The organism is Pseudomonas sp. BB438 (assembly GCF_057180225.1).
In genome coordinates this window covers 4,857,242-4,875,251 of sequence record NZ_CM170001.1, presented here as the reverse complement: position 1 = coordinate 4,875,251, position 18,010 = coordinate 4,857,242, and the positions used below count along the sequence as shown (strand labels likewise).

The window sequence follows — 18,010 nt, the reverse complement described above, 5'->3', positions numbered from 1 at the left end:
ATCAGCGTTTTACCAATCCACTCAGGCCGCCCGCGATGAGGGCGGCCGTATCGGCCAGGGCCACCAGCGGATCCAGTCCGGCAGGCACGGCCAGGTAACGGGGTTCCCAGTCGGGCTGGAACTTGTCCTTGAAGCGCCGCAACCCCTGGAAATTGTAGAACTGCTCACCCCGGCGAAATACCAGCGCGCCGAGACGTTGGGTCAGCGGGGCGCCACGACGCGGCTGCAAGCCGGCCAGGGGCACCATGCCGAGGCTGAAGCGGGTGTGCCCGCTCTCCTTGTAATGCAGGATCAGGCCGAGCATGAGGAACTCCATGGTCAGCTTGGGGGCGTCAGGGGCGACGCGCATCAGGTCGATGCTCGCCAGTTCCTTGCCGGAGGTTTCCAGCAGGTTGGCGAAGGCCACGGCGCGGCCCTGGAAACGGACCACGACGACGCGGAAATAGCCCAGGTATTCGGGCGTGAAGCGACCGAGGGAGAAGCCCTTCTCACGGACGTTCTTGCCACCCAGCCAGGCGTCGGAGATGGCGCGCAGCTCGTCCATCGGCGCCTGGCCCGCGTCGTGGAACTCCAGGCTCAGGCCGTCGCGCTGGCCGCGGTTCCAGGTGTAGCGCAGGTCCTTCATCTCCTTGCCCTTGCTCTCCAGGTCGAAGCGGCGCAGGTCGACCCGTGCTTCCTCGCCGAGCTTGAGCGCGGTCAGGCCGATGTCCATGTACAGCGGCAGGTTCTCCGCGCGTACCTGGTAGAACACCGGGCGGGCGTGGTGCAGGTCACACAGGTCGCGGAACTGCCAGATCAACTCGGCGCGGGCCTGGGCCGGGCCGATGGGGTCGAACAGTGCCACCAGGCTGCGGCCGCGGCGGGCATACATGAGGAAGGCATCTTTGCCTTCGTGGAACAGCAGCGCCTTGTCGCCGGACAGGGCCAGGCCGCCGTCGGGCTGTGCGGAATTGGCCAGGATGCCGGCGGCTGTGTCCAGTTCCTCGCGGGTTGGTGCGTGGATCGCCGGTGGAGCGGTGCGCAGCAGCCAGTACAGCGCCAGGGCAGCCAGCAGCAGGCAACTGCCGAGGGCGGCGCGCAGGCCCCGCGGGGCGTCGCCGTCGAGGGCGAACTGCCACCAGAGTTCCTGGCTGTAGGGCACGTCCTGGTAGGCGAACAGCAGCAGCCAGATGGAGGCGGCGATGACGCAGGCGGCGGCACCCAGGTACAGCGGCGAGAAGGGCAGGTCCATCAGGCGGCTGCGGCGATAGAAGGCGCTGCGGAAGATCACCAGCAGGGCGGCGGTGAAACTCAGGATCAGCGCTTCTTCCCAGTCGAAGCCCTTGAGCAGCGACAGTGCGGCACCGGCGATCAGCAGGCCGAGGGTCAGCGCCCAGGCGGCCGACAGGCGGCGGCGCAGGCCGTAGGCAAGCAGCAGACAGAGCACGCCGATCAGGCTGGCGGCCAGGTGCGAGGCGTCGATCAGGCGGTGCGGCACGAGGAAGCCGACTTCGTCCAGGCGGGTATCGATGGACGGTGTGGCGCCGGAGAACAGGAGCACGATGCCGGACATGAACACCAGCAGTGACAGGATCTGTGCGGCGAAACCCGAGGTGATGCGTACCGCCTGCCTGGCCACCAGGATGCGGCGCGCCTCGAGGAACAGCAGCAACAGGCAGGCGACGATCAGCGGCAGCACGACATAGATCAGGCGGTACAGCAGCAGCGCGGCAGCCAGCGGAGCGGCGCCCAGCTGGCCGGCGAAGGCGGCCAGCAGCACGGCCTCGAAGACGCCGACGCCGCCCGGCACATGGCTGAGCACGCCGGCAGCCAGGGCAATCAGGTAGACCAGCAGGAAGGCGCCGAAGGGCGGCGCTTCAGGCAGCAGCAGGTAGAGGACGGTGGCGGCGGCGGCCACGTCCAGCGCGGTGATCAGCAACTGCAGCAACGACAGGCGCAGACCCGGCAGGCGCAGGGTACGGCGGCCGACACGGACCAGATGACTGTCGGGCGAGGGTTGCTCCGGCAGTCGGCGGCGTTCGACCGAGACCACCAGCAGCAGGCAGAGCGCGATGATGGCGAGCGCCAGCACGGCCACCAGCCATTCCGGCAGGTGCAGGGCGAGGGCGGCATCGGACAGGTCGCTCAGTGCGGCCAGTGCGGCCAGTACCGGCAATGCGCAGCCCAGCGAGAGACTGGCGAACAGCGTCATCAACGCGACATCACCGGCGCCCAACCCCTGGCGAGCGTAGAGGCGATAACGCACCGAGCCGCCGGAGAGCATCGACAGGCCGACCGCATTGCCGATGGCAAATGCCGAGAAGCCGCCGGTCAGCAGTGCCGGGACGGGGAGTTTCACGCCGGCGAAGCGGCTGGCCGACCACTCGTAGCCGAGCAGGAAGATGAAGCCGACCACGGTGGCGGCGAAGGCGCCGAGCAACGAACCAGTGGGCACGTCGAGCAATGCGTCGTGCAGGGAGTAGGCGTCGATGTCGCGCAGCAAGTGATAGCAGGCGATCAACGCCAGGCTGAACAGCACCAGAGTCACGCCCAGGCCGAGTGCCTGGCGATTGGCGTTGATCCAATTGAGCCAGGTCGCTCGGGGCGCGGCTTCTTCGGTGGCAGGTGTATCAGGTGTGACGGGGTTGGCGCTCATCGGGCACCTCTAACGATCCTGCGCGACAGAGTAGGGGCACTGTCGCGAATTCCCAAGTCCTTGGAGAGTATTTTCGTCATTCGGCTGGCGCCACCCGTACATGGTTTTTTCTGCGCACAACGAAAAAAGCCACTCCTAAGAGTGGCTTTCTTCTTGATGTCTGGTTGCGGGAGCAGGATTTGAACCTACGACCTTCGGGTTATGAGCCCGACGAGCTACCAGACTGCTCCATCCCGCGGCGGCCATTCTACGGATATGAAGCCTCGTGTCAAACGATATTTCGTTTTCGATCAATCATTTAAATCGCGCGCAAACGAAAAAGGCCACTCCGAAGAGTGACCTTTTTCTGTGTCTGGTTGCGGGAGCAGGATTTGAACCTACGACCTTCGGGTTATGAGCCCGACGAGCTACCAGACTGCTCCATCCCGCGCCGGCTATTCTACGCAGGTGAAAGCTCTTGTCAATCGATATTTCGCTTTCGATCAATAATTTAAATCGAGGGCAAATAAAAAAGGCCACTCCGAAGAGTGGCCTTTTTCTGTGTCTGGTTGCGGGAGCAGGATTTGAACCTACGACCTTCGGGTTATGAGCCCGACGAGCTACCAGACTGCTCCATCCCGCGCCGAGCATTCTACGCAGATCGCCCTGGCTGTCAATGAAAATAGGGAAAAAGTGATTTTCTATCAGATATTTAGCGGGGGAGGCCGGTGGTGGCGCTGCGCCGGGACGATGGGATTTTCCTGCCTGTGGATAACCGGAGCGGCGGTTTTTTGCATTAACATGGACGGGATTTCCGCTGCCTTTCCGGGCGGCTTCCGACGGTGATGCAGGCGCCTTCTTCGTGACTCGGCAGAGAAAGATCATCCACATCGATTGCGACTGCTTCTATGCCGCCATCGAGATGCGAGACGACCCGACACTGGCGGGAAAGCCGCTGGCCGTGGGCGGCTCGCCGGACAAGCGTGGGGTGGTCGCGACCTGCAACTACGAGGCGCGCGCCTACGGGCTGCACTCGGCCATGGCCATGCGCACCGCGGTGAAACTGTGCCCGGACCTCACCATTGTCCGCCCGCGCATGGACGTCTATCGCGAGGCGTCGCGGGATATCCACGCGATCTTCCGTGACTACACCGACCAGATCGAGCCGCTGTCCCTGGACGAGGCCTACCTCGATGTCAGCGACAGCGAGCGTTGCGGTGGCAGCGCCACGCGCATCGCCCGGGAGATTCGCCAGCGCGTCTGGGAAACCCTGCACATCACGGTGTCCGCCGGGGTGGCGCCGAACAAGTTCATCGCCAAGATCGCCAGCGATTGGCGCAAGCCCAATGGCCTGTTCGTGGTCACGCCGGACGAAGTGGACGGTTTCGTCGCCGAACTGCCGGTAAAGAAACTGCATGGCGTGGGCAAGGTCACCGCCGAGAAGCTGGCGCGCCTGGGGATCCGCACCTGTGCGGACCTGCGCGACTGGTCGCGTGTTCAGTTGGCCAAGGAGTTCGGCAGTTTTGGCGAGCGGCTCTGGGGCCTGTCGCGTGGCATCGACGAGCGCCCGGTGCAGGTGGACAGCCGGCGCCAGTCGATCAGCGTGGAGAACACCTTCGACCAGGATTTGCCGGACCTGGCGGCCTGCCAGGACGAGTTACCGTCATTGCTGAGTGAGCTGGAGCGGCGCATGACGCGCCTGGACACCAGCTACCGGCCGGGCAAGCCGTTCATCAAACTGAAGTTTCATGACTTCACCCAGACCACCCTCGAGCAGGCGGGCGCCGCGCGGGACCTGGAAAGCTACCGGTTGCTGCTGGGGCAGGCCTTCCAGCGCGGCAACAAGGCCGTGCGGCTGATTGGCGTGGGCGTGCGCCTGGTCGATCTGCGCGGTGCCCACGAACAGCTCAGCCTGTTCTAGCGCTGGTAGAGAGGCTCAGCCTTCCGGCCACAGGCGCATGGCGCGACCGCTGACAGGCCACAGGCGCAGCTCGCCTTCGTCGGTGATATCCCAGCGCTGCACGTCGCCGAGCATCTTGAGGAACTGCTGTTCCTGCTCCATCACCAGGTCGGCGCACAGCTTGCGGGTGGAGCCGGGCTGGCCGAAGGTCAACTGGTCGCCATCGAGCTTGTAGCTGGCGAACCAGTGATTACAGCCGGCACTGCCATAGGCGCGGCCACTGCCGTCCAGGGTCAGGCTGATGTGGGTGTAGTCGATCAGCGGGCGCTCGCCGATCCATTCCACGCGGTAGGTCTGCTCGGCCTCGGGAACCGGCTTGCTGGCGCAACCGGCGAGGGCCAGCGCGGTGCAGGCGCTGGCGATCAGGGCTTTCATGCGGTCTCCTTGCTCTGGCATTCCGGGCAGAGGTGGCGGTTGCCCACCTTCGCCCAACCGAGTTCGGCAATGCGCGCTTCTGCGGCAGGCTGCTGGGCAGCCTTGCCGAGGGTGGCATCGACGGCGAATTCGAAGTCCAGTGTAGTCCCGCAGCCGTCACAGTTGACGGTCCACTCATGGATACCCAGTTCCCGGAACACCGGGCCCTTGGCCACGGCCATCCACTGTCCCGGCGGGTTGATCAGGTGGCGGACCTTTTCCACGTCCAGGGTCATGCTCAGGCTCTTGCTGCCCTTGAGGCTGACCAGCAGGGTGTCGCCGGCCTTGATCGAGCCACCGATGCCGGTGACCTGGTAGCGGCCCGGAGTCAGCGCGCGGCACTCGTTGAGGGTGAATTGCGGGTTGAGCAGGGTGTAGCGGAAATCGTGCTGGGCCATGGGTCCTCCGGGAAAGCGCGGCATTCTAGGGGGCGTGGCGCGCGGATGCGAGCGCCTTCCGATCAAGCTTCGACCCGATTGACCGGGGTTCCGGCCCGCCAGGCGGCGATGTTGGCCAGGGTGGTCTGGGCGATTCCGGCCAGCGCCTCGCGGGTAAGGAAGGCCTGATGCGCGGTGATGATCACGTTGGGGAAGGTCAGCAGGCGCGCCAGCACATCGTCCTGCAGCGGCTGGTCCGAGCGGTCGGCGAAGAAGATGTCGGCTTCTTCTTCATACACGTCCAGGCCGAGGTAGCCGAGCTGGCCGCTTTTCAGCGCCTCGATCAGCGCCGGCGTATCCACCAGTGCGCCGCGTCCGGTGTTGATCAGCATGGAGCCACGCTTCATGCGCGCAAGGCTGCGGGCGTTGATCAGGTGCTTGGTCGCATCGTTGAGCGGGCAGTGCAGGCTGATGATGTCGGATTGTGCGAGCAGCTCGTCCAGTTCCACGAAGCGCCCGCCCAGGGTCTCGATGGCGCGGTTTGGGTAGGGGTCGTAGGCCAGGATGTGGCAGCCGAAGCCGCTCATGATACGGGCGAAGACCTCGCCGATCTGCCCGCTGCCGATCACCCCGACGGTTCGCCCGTGCAGGTCGAAGCCGGTCAGACCGTGAAGCGAGAAGTCGCCCTCACGGGTACGGTTGTAGGCGCGGTGCAGGTGCCGGCAGAGGGCTAGGACCAATCCCACGCCATGTTCGGCCACCGCGTGGGGCGAATAGGCCGGTACGCGCACGACGGCGAGCCCCAGCGCCTGCGCGGCGGCCAGGTCGACGTGGTTGTAGCCGGCGGAGCGCAGGGCGATCAGCCGGGTTCCGCCGGCGGCCAGGTGCTCCAGCACCGGACGCGACAGATCGTCATTGACGAAGGGGCAGACGACCTCGAAGCCCATGGCCAGGGCGACGGTATCCTCGCGCAGTTGCGCCTGCTGGAAGTGCAGTTCGAAGCCGTGGCCGTGGTTGGCGGCGAGGAAGCTGTCGCGGTCGTAGCTCTGGTTGCTGAACAGGATGATGCGCATCGCGTGGATTCCGTCCTCAGTGCGGTTGGCCGGCTTCGACTTCCAGGTGGCCTTCGGTCGCCTGGGCCAGTTCGGCCATGGCCTTGTCCAGTTCGTCCAGCGCGGCGGGGCCGTCCGGGTCGTTCTGCTTGAGCAGCGTTTCGGCGCGCTGGCAGGCGGCGCGCAGCATCGGCACACCGCAGTAGCGGGTGGCGCCGTGCAGGCGGTGGATGCGTTCGAGCAGGGTGTTGCGATCGTTGCGTTCGCGAGCCTGGCCGATCACCTGGCGGTCGGCCGACAGCGAGGCGAGCAGCATGCCGAGCATGTCGGCAGCCAGTTCCGGCTTGCCGGCGGCCAGGCGCAGGCCTTCTTCCGGGTCCAGCACGCTGAGGCCCTGCAGGCTGGACTCGGCGGGGCGCGGGCGTTCTTCGTGCGGTTCGCCCAGTGCCAGTCCGGTCCACTTGAGGATCACCTGGACCAGTTGGCGTTCGTCGATCGGCTTGGTCAGGTAATCATCCATGCCGCCCTGCAGCAGGGCGCGTTTCTCGTTGGCCAGGGCGTGCGCGGTGAGGGCGATGATCGGTACCGGGCTGACCTCGCGGTCGCCTTCCCACTGGCGGATCGCCTCGGTGGCCTGGCGGCCGTCCATGATTGGCATCTGCACGTCCATGAAGACCAGGTCGAAGCGCTCGCGCTGCACGGCGTCGACAGCGGCCAGGCCGCTGTCCACCGCGACCACCTCGGCGCCCATATCGCTCAACAGGGTCTTCACCAGCAGCAGGTTGGCCGGGTTGTCATCGACGCAGAGCAGGCGCGGCGGGCGTTCCAGTCGACCGTTGACGGATTTTTCCCTGCGCGCGGGACGCAGGTGCAGCAGTTCGTTCATTGCCTGCTGCAGCTTGCGAGTACAGGCGGGTTTGCTTTGCACCTGGGCGTCGGGCAGTACGTCATTGTAGTGCGCCTGTTCGATGGTCGGGCAAAGCACCAGGCTCTTGCAGCCGTGCTGTTCCAGCTCGCGGATGGACTGGCGCAGCGCCTCGGGCGGGTGTTCGGCGGCGGTGACGCCGAGCAGCGCGAGGGTGATCGGCGCCTGGTCCGAGGGCCCGGCCAGCAGAGCCTTTTCCAGGGTGGCGAGGTCGGGGAACTCGGTGACTTCCAGGCCGCAGTCTTCCAGTTGGTGGTGCAGGGCGGTGCGGGTCAGTTCATGGGGCTCGTACAGCGCCACGCGCAGGCCGCCGGCCAGGGCTGCCGGCAGGTCGTCGCCGTCGTCGCGGGCCTTGGGCAGGTTGAGGCTGATCCAGAACTCCGAGCCGTCCCCGGCGCTGCTTTCCACACCGATCTCACCCCCCATCTGTTCGATCAGGCGTTTGGAGATCACCAGCCCCAGCCCGGTGCCGCCCGCCTGGCGCGAGAGCGAGTTGTCGGCCTGGCTGAAGGCCTGGAACAGCGCGCGCAGGTCGGCGTCGGTCAGGCCGACGCCGGTATCCTGCACGCTGATGCGCAATTGTGCGCGGTCGTCGCTCTCGTCTTCGAGCATGGCGCGCACGGCGATGCTGCCGTCGTGGGTGAACTTGATGGCATTGCTCACCAGATTGGTCAGCACCTGCTTCAGTCGCTGCGGGTCACCCACCAGTTGCAGCGGGGTGTCGCGGTAGATCAGGCTGACCAGCTCCAGGTGCTTCTCGTGGGCAGCGGGGGCGAGGATGGTCAGGGTGTCCTGGATCAGCTCGCGCAGGTTGAACGGGATGTTCTCCAGCACCAGCTTGCCGGCCTCGATCTTCGAGAAGTCGAGGATTTCGTTGATGATCCCCAGCAGGCTTTCGGCGGACTTGTGGATGGTGCCGAGGTAGTCCTGCTGGCGGCTGGTCATCTCGCTCTTCTGCAGCAGATTGGTGAAGCCGAGGATGCCGTTGAGCGGGGTGCGGATCTCGTGGCTCATGTTGGCGAGGAACTCGGACTTGATCCGGCTTGCCTCCAGGGCCTCCTTGCGCGCGAGGTCCAGCTCGATGTTCTGGATCTCGATGGTCTCCAGGTTCTGCCGCACGTCCTCGGTGGCCTGGTCGATGTTGTGCTGCATTTCCTCCTGGGCGCTCTGCAACGCCTCGGCCATGCGGTTGATGCCGCCGGCCAGCTCGTCCAGTTCGTGGCTGCCCAGTGCGGGCAGGCGGGTTTCCAGGCGGCCTTCCTTGAGCTGGGCGACACCCTGGGCGATCTGTCCCAGTGGTGCGTTGATCGCGCGGCTCATCCGCAGGGCGAGCAGGGCTGTGACTGCCAGGCCTGCGCCGATCAGCAGCAGACTGGTGAACAGGCTGCGGTAGCCGCGCAGCAGGGTGCCGTGGTGCGAGAGTTCCAGTTCGACCCAGCCGAGCAGCTTCTCGGCGTCTTCGTCGGGGTCGCCGGACAGGCTGCGGTGCTTGCCCAGTACGGGCAGGAGGAAGTGGGTGGTGTCCAGGTTGCTCGCCATGCTCAGGTGCGAGCCATCGCCCGAGGGCATGGGAGTGAGGATGCTGGGGCCGGCGTGGACCAGCTTTTCCCGGTCCGGATTGAGGAAGGTGACGGCGCGCACGTCCGGCTGGTCCAGCGCTTCGTTGGCGATGCGCTCGAGCAGCTCATTATTGTGGTTGGCCATGGCTGGGGCGGACAGCGGAGCCAGTTGCTCCGCGATCAGTTGCCCGCGCTCGATCAACTGGGCGTGCATGTCCGACAGCTGCACCCAGGTGAAATAGCCGCCCAGCACCAGCGCCAGCAGGCTGGTGGGCAGCAGGGTGAGCAGCAGTACCCGTCCCTTGATGCCGAGATCCTTGAACACGCGCTTCCTCCGATGCGTTTATCCCCGGCAGTGTAGCGGTTCAGACCTTCGTCGGAAGCCCTTTGCCTTGCCGAGATCGCGCGGAATCGTGAATACTCCACGCAATTGCTAATCACTCTTATTTGATATGAATGCCATCGCTTCGTCAGGCCTGCGCCTGTTGACCATCGAGGACGACCCGACCCTGGGCGCCCACCTGTCTTCCCATCTGAGCGAGCGTGGCTTCGAGGTCACCTGGTGCCAGGACGGCGACGAAGGCCTGGCCCAGGCGCGCGGCGGCGACTACGACCTGGTGCTGATGGACATCATGCTGCCCGGCACCGGGGGCCTGGATATCCTCCGTACCCTGCGCCGCGAGCGTGCGGTGCCGGTGATCCTGATGTCCGCCCTGGGCGCCGAGCAGGATCGCATCGCCGGCTTTTCCCAGGGCGCCGACGATTACCTGCCCAAGCCCTTCAGCCTCGCCGAGCTGAGCGTGCGCGTGGACGCGGTGCTGCGCCGCGTGGCGCTGGAGCGTGGCAGCCCATCGCTGAGCAGCATGCCGACGCCGACCGGGCTGCAGATGGACCCGCAAAAGGACGACGTCGGGCTGGACGGTCAATGGGCGGGCCTGACCGGCACCGAGTACCGACTGCTGGAGACCTTCCTCGGCAGCCAGGGCGAGACCCTGAGCAAACCCTTCCTTTATCAGCACGTGCTGCACCGCGCCTTCACTGCCCACGACCGCAGTCTGGACATGCACGTCAGCCACCTGCGCCGCAAGCTGCAGGCCATCGGCTACGTTCGCCACCACCTGCACACCGTGTGGGGCAAGGGCTACGTGTTCGCCGAGGCCGAGGACTGACATGCCCGGCCGCCATTCGCTGTTCTGGAAACTCGCCGTCGCCCTCGTGGTGCTGTGCCTGTCGGTGATCTGGCTGTCCTGGAACTGGGGCAAGCAGATGGAGCGCGACAGCTACTTCCTGTCCGAGGCGGCGCGGCAGGTACTTGCCGGCTACGCAGATGAGGCCCAGCAGGCCTGGCATACGGGCGGCCCGGCAGGTGTCGATGCCTGGCTGGCGCAGATGAAGCAGCGCGAGCCGGTGTGGATGGTCGTGGTCGATGCCCGGTTGCAGTCGCTGGGCACGCAGCCTCTACCCATGGAGGATGTGGCGCACCTGACCTTCCAGCGTGGGCTGGACTGGCCGGTGAGCTCGCGCTCAGTGAATCTTCCGTTCATCGGCATTCCCTTCCCGGACGATCCATCAGCTGGCCGGCTGGTCGTGCAACTACCGCAGCGCTACCTGCCCGGTGGCCTGAGCTTCCTGCGCCAGTCCATCAGCCATGCGCTGGTGCCGGCGATCCTCGCCCTGATGCTCTGTGGGCTGATCTATCGCCGACTGGTGCGTCCGCTTGGGCGCCTGCGCGAACACGCCAATGCTCTGCAGGCGGATAACCTCGGCTCGGTCGCCGGTCCGGAACTGATCGCTCGTCGTGACGAACTCGGCGAGCTGGGACGCGCGCTGGACCATATGGCCGAGCGCCTGCGCGGCCACGTTGGCCTGCAGCGCCAGTTGCTGCGCGATCTGTCCCACGAGCTGCGGACGCCGCTCAGCCGCCTGCGGGTGGCCGGCGACAGTCCGATCAGCGAAGCCGCGCTGCGTCAGCGTGTCGAGCGGGAGGTAGAGGTGATGCAGCGCCTGGTTGCCGACACCCTGGAGCTGGCCTGGCTGGATACCGAACGTCCGCGCGTGGCGCTGGAGGAGATCGACCTGCGTTCGCTGTGGGACCTGCTGGTGGACGACGCGCGCTTCGAGGCGGGCTGGAGTACCGAGCGCTTCCTTTATCAGGTGCCGGCAGACTGCCGCGTGCGCGGCCACCTCAACGGACTGGCCCAGGCGCTGGAAAACCTCCTGCGCAATGCCATCCGCCATTCGCCCGAGGATGGCCGCATCCGCCTGAGTGGTCGGCGCGAGCCGGGCGGCTGGCACCTGTGGCTGGAGGACGATGGTCCGGGCGTGGCGGAATCTGACCTGGAGCGCATTTTCCTGCCGTTCACCCGGCTCTCCGATGCACGCACCGGTGAGGGCTTCGGCCTGGGCCTGAGCATTGCCCGCAGCTCGCTGCGCATGCAGGGCGGTGAACTCTGGGCGGACTGCGCCGAGGCGGGGCTTCGCGTGCATCTGCGCCTGCCGGATGCGACGGCGGCCTGAGGGCACCAGGCCCGCTCCACATGGCTTGTTAGGAAGTTTCGTATGGCAGGTCGGTTTTTGCCGGTATCATAGGCGGTCTTCCCCTCTGCGATTCGGAACCGAGTGCCTCCATGACCGTGCAGTACCCGACTATCGCCGATTGCGTCGGCCATACCCCGCTGGTGCGCCTGCAGCGCCTGGCCGGGGAAACTTCCAACACCCTGCTGGTAAAACTCGAGGGTAACAACCCTGCGGGTTCGGTGAAGGATCGCCCGGCACTGTCGATGATCACCCGTGCCGAACTGCGCGGCGACATCACGCCCGGCGACACGCTGATCGAAGCCACCTCCGGCAACACCGGCATCGCCCTGGCGATGGCGGCGGCGATCAAGGGCTACCGCATGATCCTGATCATGCCCGACAACTCCACCGCCGAACGCAAGGCGGCCATGACTGCCTATGGCGCCGAGCTGATCCTGGTGACCAAGGAACAGGGCATGGAAGGCGCCCGCGACCTCGCCGACCAGATGGCACGCGACGGCCAGGGCAAGGTGCTGGACCAGTTCGCCAATGGCGACAACCCGATTGCCCACTACCACTCCACCGGTCCGGAAATCTGGCAGCAGACCGGCGGTGAGATCACTCATTTCGTCAGCTCGATGGGCACCACCGGCACCATCATGGGGGTCTCGCGCTACCTCAAGGAGCAGAACCCCAACGTGCAGATCGTCGGCCTGCAGCCGATGGAAGGCTCGGCCATCCCGGGCATCCGCCGCTGGCCGCAGGAGTATCTGCCGAAGATCTTCGACGCCACTCGCGTCGACCGTGTGGTCGACATGCAGCAGAGCGAAGCCGAAGACGTGATGCGCCGCCTGGCCCGCGAAGAGGGCATCTTCTGTGGCGTATCCTCCGGTGGTGCGGTGGCGGCCATGCTGCGCCTGTCGCGCGAGCTGGAAAACGCGACCCTGGTGGCGATCATCTGCGACCGTGGCGACCGTTACCTGTCCTCGGGCGTGTTCGACTCCAACTGACATGGCCAAGCAGAGATCCGGCCTGCGTTTCCAGCCTAGCGGCGGAGCGCGGAGCCCTGCGGTACCGGTGGGCAAGAAGCAGCGCCTGAACATCGAGCGCCTGGCCCACGATGGCCGTGGCATCGCCTACGCCGACGGGCGCACCTGGTTCGTCGCCAACGCCCTGCCGGGCGAAGTGGTGGAGGCCCGTGTGCTCTCCGCTCGCGCGCAGATCGTCGACGCCCGCAGCGAACGCCTCTTCACCGCTGCCGCCAACCGCCGCACCGAGCCTTGCCCGGTTGCCGGCACCTGTGGCGGTTGCAGCCTGCAGCACCTGCCTCATGCCGATCAGCTGGCGCTCAAGCAGCGCACCCTGGCAGAGCAGCTGGAGCGCTTCTCCGGGCTGACGCCGCAAGAGTGGGCCGCACCGCTGGTCGGGCCGGAGTTCGGCTACCGCCGCCGCGCCCGTCTCGCCGTGCGCTGGGACGTGAAGGCCAAGCGCCTGGACGTCGGCTTCCGTGCTGCCGCCAGCCAGGCCATCGTTGCCTTCGACGACTGCCTGGTGCTGGTGCCCGAGCTGCAGGTTCTCGCCCGCGAGCTGCCGGCGCTGCTGCGCAGCTTCGCCAAGCCGCAGTCCCTGGGGCACGTCGAGCTGTTCCACGGGACCTCCAGTGCATTGCTGCTGCGGCATATCGAACCTTTGTCCGATAGCGACCGCGCGCGACTGCTGGAATTCTGTTCGGCACGGGATGTGCAACTGTGGTTGCAGGGTGACGGCGAACCGACGCGTTGCTCCGACGATGCCGAAAACACCGGGAACCGGGAGCTGGGCTTCCGGCTCGAAGCCTGGGATCTGACCCTGGCCTACCGTCCCGGCGACTTCGTTCAGGTGAACGAGCCGGTGAACGAGGCGATGGTTGCTCAGGCGCTGGGCTGGCTGAAGCCGGGCAGCGACGAGCGCGTGCTGGACCTGTTCTGCGGCCTGGGCAACTTCGCCCTGCCGCTGGCGCGCCAGGTGCGTGAAGTCGTTGGCGTGGAAGGTGTGCAGACCATGGTCGAGCGCGCTGCCGCCAATGCCCGGGCCAATGGCCTGGCTAATACTCGGTTCCATCAGGCGGATCTGACGAAACCGCTTGCCGACGCCCCCTGGGCGGCGGAGGATTTTACCGCCGTGCTGCTCGACCCTCCGCGTGACGGAGCCTTCGAGCCGGCGCGGCAGATGCGTTCACTGGGCGCTGAGCGGGTACTCTATGTGTCCTGCAACCCGGCGACCCTGGCGCGCGACGCCGGCGAACTGGCCCGACAGGGCTACCGCCTGAAACGCGCCGGTATCCTCGACATGTTCCCGCAGACGGCCCATGTCGAGGCCATGGCTTTGTTCGAGGCGGGCTAGGAAGGCCCGCGCAATCCGACCGGCTCAAGCAAGAAAGGCCGGCGCAGTGAGCGGTGTGTTGTGGCGCACCGTGGGGAAGGGTAGACACGATGGTACAGGTGAGAGCGCATCAGCCGGTCAACACCGACGGCAGCATCAATCTCGAGGCCTGGCTGGACCATGTCCAGACCCTGGTCCCGGGACTGGATCGCCAGGTCCTGCTGGAAGCCTGCGAGTTCGCTCGCGAGGTGGAAGACAGGGCTGTCAGCACGGCTGACAACTCCTGGGCGGACGGTACTTCCAGCTTCCAGACGGGCCTGGAGATCGCCGAGATACTCGCGGACCTGAAGCTCGACCAGGAGTCTCTGGTCGCCGCGGTGATCTACCGTGGCGTGCGCGAGGGCAAGGTCAAGCTCGAGGACGTGGCACAGCGTTTCGGCCCCGTCGTCGCCAAGCTGATCGAAGGCGTGCTGCGCATGGCAGCGATCAGCACCAGCCTCAACCCGCGGCAGTCCCTGGTGCTCGGCACCCAGGCGCAGATCGAGAACCTGCGCAAGATGCTGGTGGCCATGGTCGACGACGTGCGCGTCGCGCTGATCAAGCTGGCAGAGCGCACCTGCGCGATCCGTGCGGTGAAGAACGCCGACGAAGAAAAGCGCATGCGCGTTGCCCGCGAGGTGTTCGACATCTACGCCCCGCTGGCCCATCGCCTGGGCATCGGCCATATCAAGTGGGAGCTGGAGGACCTGTCCTTCCGCTACCTGGAACCCGACCAGTACAAGCAGATCGCCAAGCTGCTGCATGAGCGCCGGCTGGACCGCGAGCAGTACATCGCCACCGTGATGCAGCAGCTCAAGGACGCCCTGGCCGATACCGGCATCAAGGCAGACCTGTCCGGTCGCGCCAAGCATATCTATTCCATCTGGCGGAAGATGCAGCGCAAGGGCCTGGACTTCAGCCAGATCTACGACGTGCGCGCCGTGCGCGTGCTGGTGCCGGAAATGCGCGACTGCTACACCGCGCTGGGCATTGTGCACACCCTGTGGCGGCACATCCCCAAGGAATTCGACGACTACATCGCCAACCCCAAGGAGAACGGCTACCGCTCGTTGCACACCGCGGTGATCGGCCCCGAGGGCAAGGTGCTGGAAGTGCAGATCCGCACCCATGCCATGCATGAAGAGGCCGAGCTGGGCGTCTGCGCGCACTGGCGTTACAAGGGCACCGACGTCAAGGCCAGCTCCAACCACTACGAAGAGAAGATTTCCTGGCTGCGTCAGGTCCTCGAGTGGCACGAGGAGCTGGGCGACATCGGCGGCCTCGCCGAACAGCTGCGGGTGGACATCGAACCCGACCGGGTCTACGTCTTCACCCCCGACGGCCACGCCATCGACCTGCCCAAGGGCTCCACGCCGCTGGACTTCGCCTACCGCGTGCACACCGAGGTTGGCCACAACTGCCGTGGTGCCAAGATCAACGGCCGTATCGTGCCGCTGAACTACAGCCTGCAGACCGGCGAGCAGGTGGAGATCATCACCGGCAAGCAGAGCGGGCCAAGCCGTGACTGGCTGAACCAGAACCTGGGCTACGTCACGACGTCGCGGGCCCGGGCGAAGATCGTCCACTGGTTCAAGCTGCAGGCGCGCGACCAGAACGTCGCCGCCGGCAAGGCCATGCTCGAACGCGAGCTGGGCCGCCTGGCACTGCCGCCGGTGGACTTCGAGAAGCTCGCCGAGAAGGCCAACTACAAGACCGGCGAAGACCTGTTCGCCGCCCTGGGCGCCGGCGACCTGCGCCTGGCCCACGTGGTCAACTACGCGCAGCAGCTGGTCGAGCCCGAGCGAGGTACCGAGCAGCTCGAACTCATCCCGCGCAAGCCCAGCAAGATCGGCCACGGCAAGCGTGGCGACATCCAGATCCAGGGCGTCGGCAACCTGCTCACGCAGATGGCCGGTTGCTGCCAGCCGCTGCCGGGCGACCCGATCGTCGGCTACATCACCCTCGGCCGCGGCGTGACCATTCACCGCCAGGACTGCGCCACGGCGCTGCAACTGGCCGGGCGGGAGCCGGAGCGGATCATCCAGGTCAGCTGGGGGCCGGTGCCGGTCAGCACCTATCCGGTGGATATCGTCATCCGCGCCTACGACCGTTCCGGCCTGCTGCGCGACGTTTCGCAGATGCTGCTCAACGAGCGCATCAACGTGCTGGCGGTGAACACCCGCTCGGACAAGGAAGACAACACCGCGGTCATGCGCCTGACCATCGAGATCCCCGGTCTCGACTCGCTGGGCCGCCTGCTGGCGCGCATCTCGCAGCTGCCCAACATCATCGAGGCGCGGCGTGATCGCGCGGGTGCCAAGGATGCATAAGCTCGACGACCTGCTGTACCTGATGGCCCGGCTGCGTGACCCGCAGCACGGTTGCCCCTGGGACCTGAAGCAGAGCTACGCGACCATCGTTCCGTACACCCTCGAAGAGGCCTACGAAGTCGCCGACGCCATCGAGCGCGGCGATTTCGACCACCTGCGTGAAGAGCTGGGCGACCTGCTGTTCCAGGTCGTCTACTACGCGCAGTTGGCGCGCGAAGAGGGGCGCTTCGAGTTCGATGCGGTGGTCGATGGCATCACCCGCAAGTTGATCCGCCGCCATCCCCACGTGTTCCCCGACGGCGACCTGTACGGCGAGCCGGATCCGGCGAAGCTGGAGGAAGCGGCGGTCAAGCAGCGCTGGGAAGAACTGAAAGCCGAGGAACGCGCCGCCAAGGCTACCGAACCCGTGCAACTGTCCCTGCTGGACGACGTGCCCAGTGCCCTGCCGGCACTGAGCCGCGCCGCCAAGCTGCAGAAACGTGCTTCCCAGGTCGGCTTCGACTGGGCTGACGCCCTGCCGGTGGTGGACAAGGTCCGTGAGGAGCTGGACGAAGTGCTGGAAGCCATGGCCGGCGGCGACACCGAAGCGCAGGCCGAGGAAGTGGGCGACCTGCTGTTCGTGGTGGTCAACCTGGCGCGCAAGCTCAAGGTCGATCCGGAAACCGCCTTGCGCGCTGCCAACGCCAAATTCGAGCGTCGCTTCCGTTACATCGAGACGGCCCTGCGCGACCAGGGTCGTACGCTGGAAGACAGCAACCTGGAAGAGATGGACGAGTTGTGGGGCGCTGCCAAGCGCGACGAGAAGAGTCCGCTCAGCTGTGGATAAGTGCTTCTGACCATAAAAAAGCCCCGCGATTGCGGGGCTTTTTTTTGTGACAAGACTTGGGCGTTCAGCCAAACAGCCAGCGCAGGATCAATACCAGCAGCAGCACCGCCAGGACCGGCCGGCCGATGCGATAGGCCTTGGGATAGGCGCGCTTGAACACTTTCACTTTGCTGCCCACGGCATTGCCGAAGCGGATCAGCACCGAGTACGCCTGGTTGATCCCCCCGACGCGTTCGCCTTCGACGTTCTGCGGTGCGGTGGCACGGCCCAGGAAGGCGCTGACGCGGCGGTTGATGCGGGTCAGCAGCGGCGATTTGAGCGGTCGCTCGATATCGCAGAAGAGGATCAGGCGCGATTCGTCCGTCTCGTTCTTCACCCAGTGGACGAAGGTCTCGTCGAACATCACGTCCTGGCCGTCGCGCCAGGCGTAGGGTTGGCCGTCGACGAAGATGCGGCAGTCGTCGGAGTTCGGCGTGGCCAGGCCCAGGTGATAGCGCAGCGAACCGCCGTAGGGGTCGCGGTGCTTGTTCAGGTGGCTGCGCGGCGGCAGGCGGGTGAACATCGCGCCCTTGACGTTGGGGATGCTGCTCACCAGCTCCACAGTCTTGGGGCAAAGTTGTTGCGCAGAGGGCAGGGGGCCGTCGTACCAGGTCAGGTAGAAGCGGGTCCAGCCCTTCTTGAAAAAGGAGCCGAAGCCGGCCTCGTTGTTGTTCAGGGCGTCGCGGATGTAGCCCTCGTCGAACAACTGCTCAGCCTCCTCGCGGATCGTCTGCCAGTTGTCGCGCAGCTTGTCGAGTTCGGGAAAACGTTCGCGGTCCAGGTACGGCTTGGAGGGCACGCTGGAGTTCAGATACATCAGTGAGTTGTACGGGGCGAACCAGGCGGAGTGGTTCACCACCTGGCGCAGGAAGGGTAACCGCACCTTGCCGCGCAGATGCACGTAAAGGATGGCGACGAGGAAGATGGCCAATATCGCGAGAACGATGAGCTTCAGCATGGAGGTAACGAGTCCGCTCCAGATGAGTGAATTCGAGCC

At 65.9% G+C, this 18,010-nt stretch carries 13 protein-coding genes and 3 tRNA genes; 7 read left to right on the top strand and 9 right to left on the bottom strand.

The window, feature by feature from the left end:
• Position 1 precedes the first annotated feature (1 nt).
• From mprF to AC1ZV1_RS22315, 4 genes are all read right to left on the bottom strand, one after another.
• The gene (mprF, locus tag AC1ZV1_RS22330) at positions 2–2,635 is read right to left on the bottom strand and encodes a bifunctional lysylphosphatidylglycerol flippase/synthetase MprF (RefSeq protein ID WP_484293672.1); all 2,634 of its coding nucleotides are present in this window, start codon (positions 2,633–2,635) and stop codon (positions 2–4) included.
• 161 nt (positions 2,636–2,796) lie between these two features.
• Positions 2,797–2,873: transfer RNA gene (locus AC1ZV1_RS22325), tRNA-Met, on the bottom strand.
• A gap of 115 nt (positions 2,874–2,988) precedes the next feature.
• Positions 2,989–3,065 (bottom strand) — tRNA-Met (locus AC1ZV1_RS22320).
• 115 nt (positions 3,066–3,180) lie between these two features.
• Positions 3,181–3,257 (bottom strand) — tRNA-Met (locus tag AC1ZV1_RS22315).
• A gap of 279 nt (positions 3,258–3,536) precedes the next feature.
• Between AC1ZV1_RS22315 and dinB the strand changes: the two genes are divergently transcribed.
• Positions 3,537–4,535, top strand: coding sequence for a DNA polymerase IV (gene dinB / locus AC1ZV1_RS22310; RefSeq protein WP_484297606.1), 999 nt, complete (start codon positions 3,537–3,539; stop codon positions 4,533–4,535).
• 15 nt (positions 4,536–4,550) lie between these two features.
• On the opposite strand, the gene AC1ZV1_RS22305 is transcribed toward dinB, so the two are convergent.
• The 4 genes from AC1ZV1_RS22305 to AC1ZV1_RS22290 form a co-directional block, all read right to left on the bottom strand.
• On the bottom strand, positions 4,551–4,949 hold the full coding sequence (locus AC1ZV1_RS22305; protein WP_484293671.1) for an META domain-containing protein: 399 nt from the start codon (positions 4,947–4,949) through the stop codon (positions 4,551–4,553).
• Complete coding sequence (locus AC1ZV1_RS22300) at positions 4,946–5,386, bottom strand: hypothetical protein (protein WP_484293670.1); 441 nt, start codon at positions 5,384–5,386, stop codon at positions 4,946–4,948. Before AC1ZV1_RS22300 ends, AC1ZV1_RS22305 begins: the two co-directional genes overlap by 4 nt.
• A 62-nt stretch (positions 5,387–5,448) precedes the next feature.
• On the bottom strand, positions 5,449–6,438 hold the full coding sequence (locus AC1ZV1_RS22295) for a 2-hydroxyacid dehydrogenase (RefSeq protein WP_484293669.1): 990 nt from the start codon (positions 6,436–6,438) through the stop codon (positions 5,449–5,451).
• A gap of 16 nt (positions 6,439–6,454) precedes the next feature.
• On the bottom strand, positions 6,455–9,226 hold the full coding sequence (locus AC1ZV1_RS22290; RefSeq protein ID WP_484293668.1) for a response regulator: 2,772 nt from the start codon (positions 9,224–9,226) through the stop codon (positions 6,455–6,457).
• Between the two features lie 127 nt (positions 9,227–9,353).
• On the opposite strand from AC1ZV1_RS22290, the gene AC1ZV1_RS22285 reads away from it, so the two are divergent.
• The 6 genes from AC1ZV1_RS22285 to mazG all read left to right on the top strand — a co-directional run bounded on the left by AC1ZV1_RS22285 (position 9,354) and on the right by mazG (position 16,974).
• Positions 9,354–10,070, top strand: coding sequence for a response regulator transcription factor (locus tag AC1ZV1_RS22285; RefSeq protein WP_484293667.1), 717 nt, complete (start codon positions 9,354–9,356; stop codon positions 10,068–10,070).
• A gap of 1 nt (position 10,071) precedes the next feature.
• Positions 10,072–11,418 carry a HAMP domain-containing sensor histidine kinase gene (locus tag AC1ZV1_RS22280; RefSeq protein WP_484293666.1) on the top strand — a complete coding sequence of 449 codons (1,347 nt, stop codon included), beginning with the start codon at positions 10,072–10,074 and terminating at the stop codon, positions 11,416–11,418.
• 110 nt (positions 11,419–11,528) lie between these two features.
• On the top strand, positions 11,529–12,428 hold the full coding sequence (gene cysM / locus AC1ZV1_RS22275) for a cysteine synthase CysM (RefSeq protein WP_484293665.1): 900 nt from the start codon (positions 11,529–11,531) through the stop codon (positions 12,426–12,428).
• Position 12,429: 1 nt separating this feature from the next.
• The gene (gene rlmD / locus AC1ZV1_RS22270) at positions 12,430–13,800 is read left to right on the top strand and encodes a 23S rRNA (uracil(1939)-C(5))-methyltransferase RlmD (protein ID WP_484293664.1); all 1,371 of its coding nucleotides are present in this window, start codon (positions 12,430–12,432) and stop codon (positions 13,798–13,800) included.
• An 89-nt stretch (positions 13,801–13,889) separates the two neighbouring features.
• Positions 13,890–16,148 (top strand): GTP diphosphokinase, encoded by a 2,259-nt coding sequence (relA, locus tag AC1ZV1_RS22265; RefSeq protein WP_484293663.1) that lies wholly within the window; start codon positions 13,890–13,892, stop codon positions 16,146–16,148.
• Positions 16,141–16,974 carry a nucleoside triphosphate pyrophosphohydrolase gene (mazG, locus tag AC1ZV1_RS22260; protein WP_484293662.1) on the top strand — a complete coding sequence of 278 codons (834 nt, stop codon included), beginning with the start codon at positions 16,141–16,143 and terminating at the stop codon, positions 16,972–16,974. Before relA ends, mazG begins: the two co-directional genes overlap by 8 nt.
• 64 nt (positions 16,975–17,038) lie before the next feature.
• On the opposite strand, the gene AC1ZV1_RS22255 is transcribed toward mazG, so the two are convergent.
• Positions 17,039–17,971, bottom strand: a complete 933-nt coding sequence (locus AC1ZV1_RS22255; protein ID WP_484293661.1) for an aspartyl/asparaginyl beta-hydroxylase domain-containing protein — start codon at positions 17,969–17,971, stop codon at positions 17,039–17,041.
• Positions 17,972–18,010 lie beyond the last annotated feature (39 nt).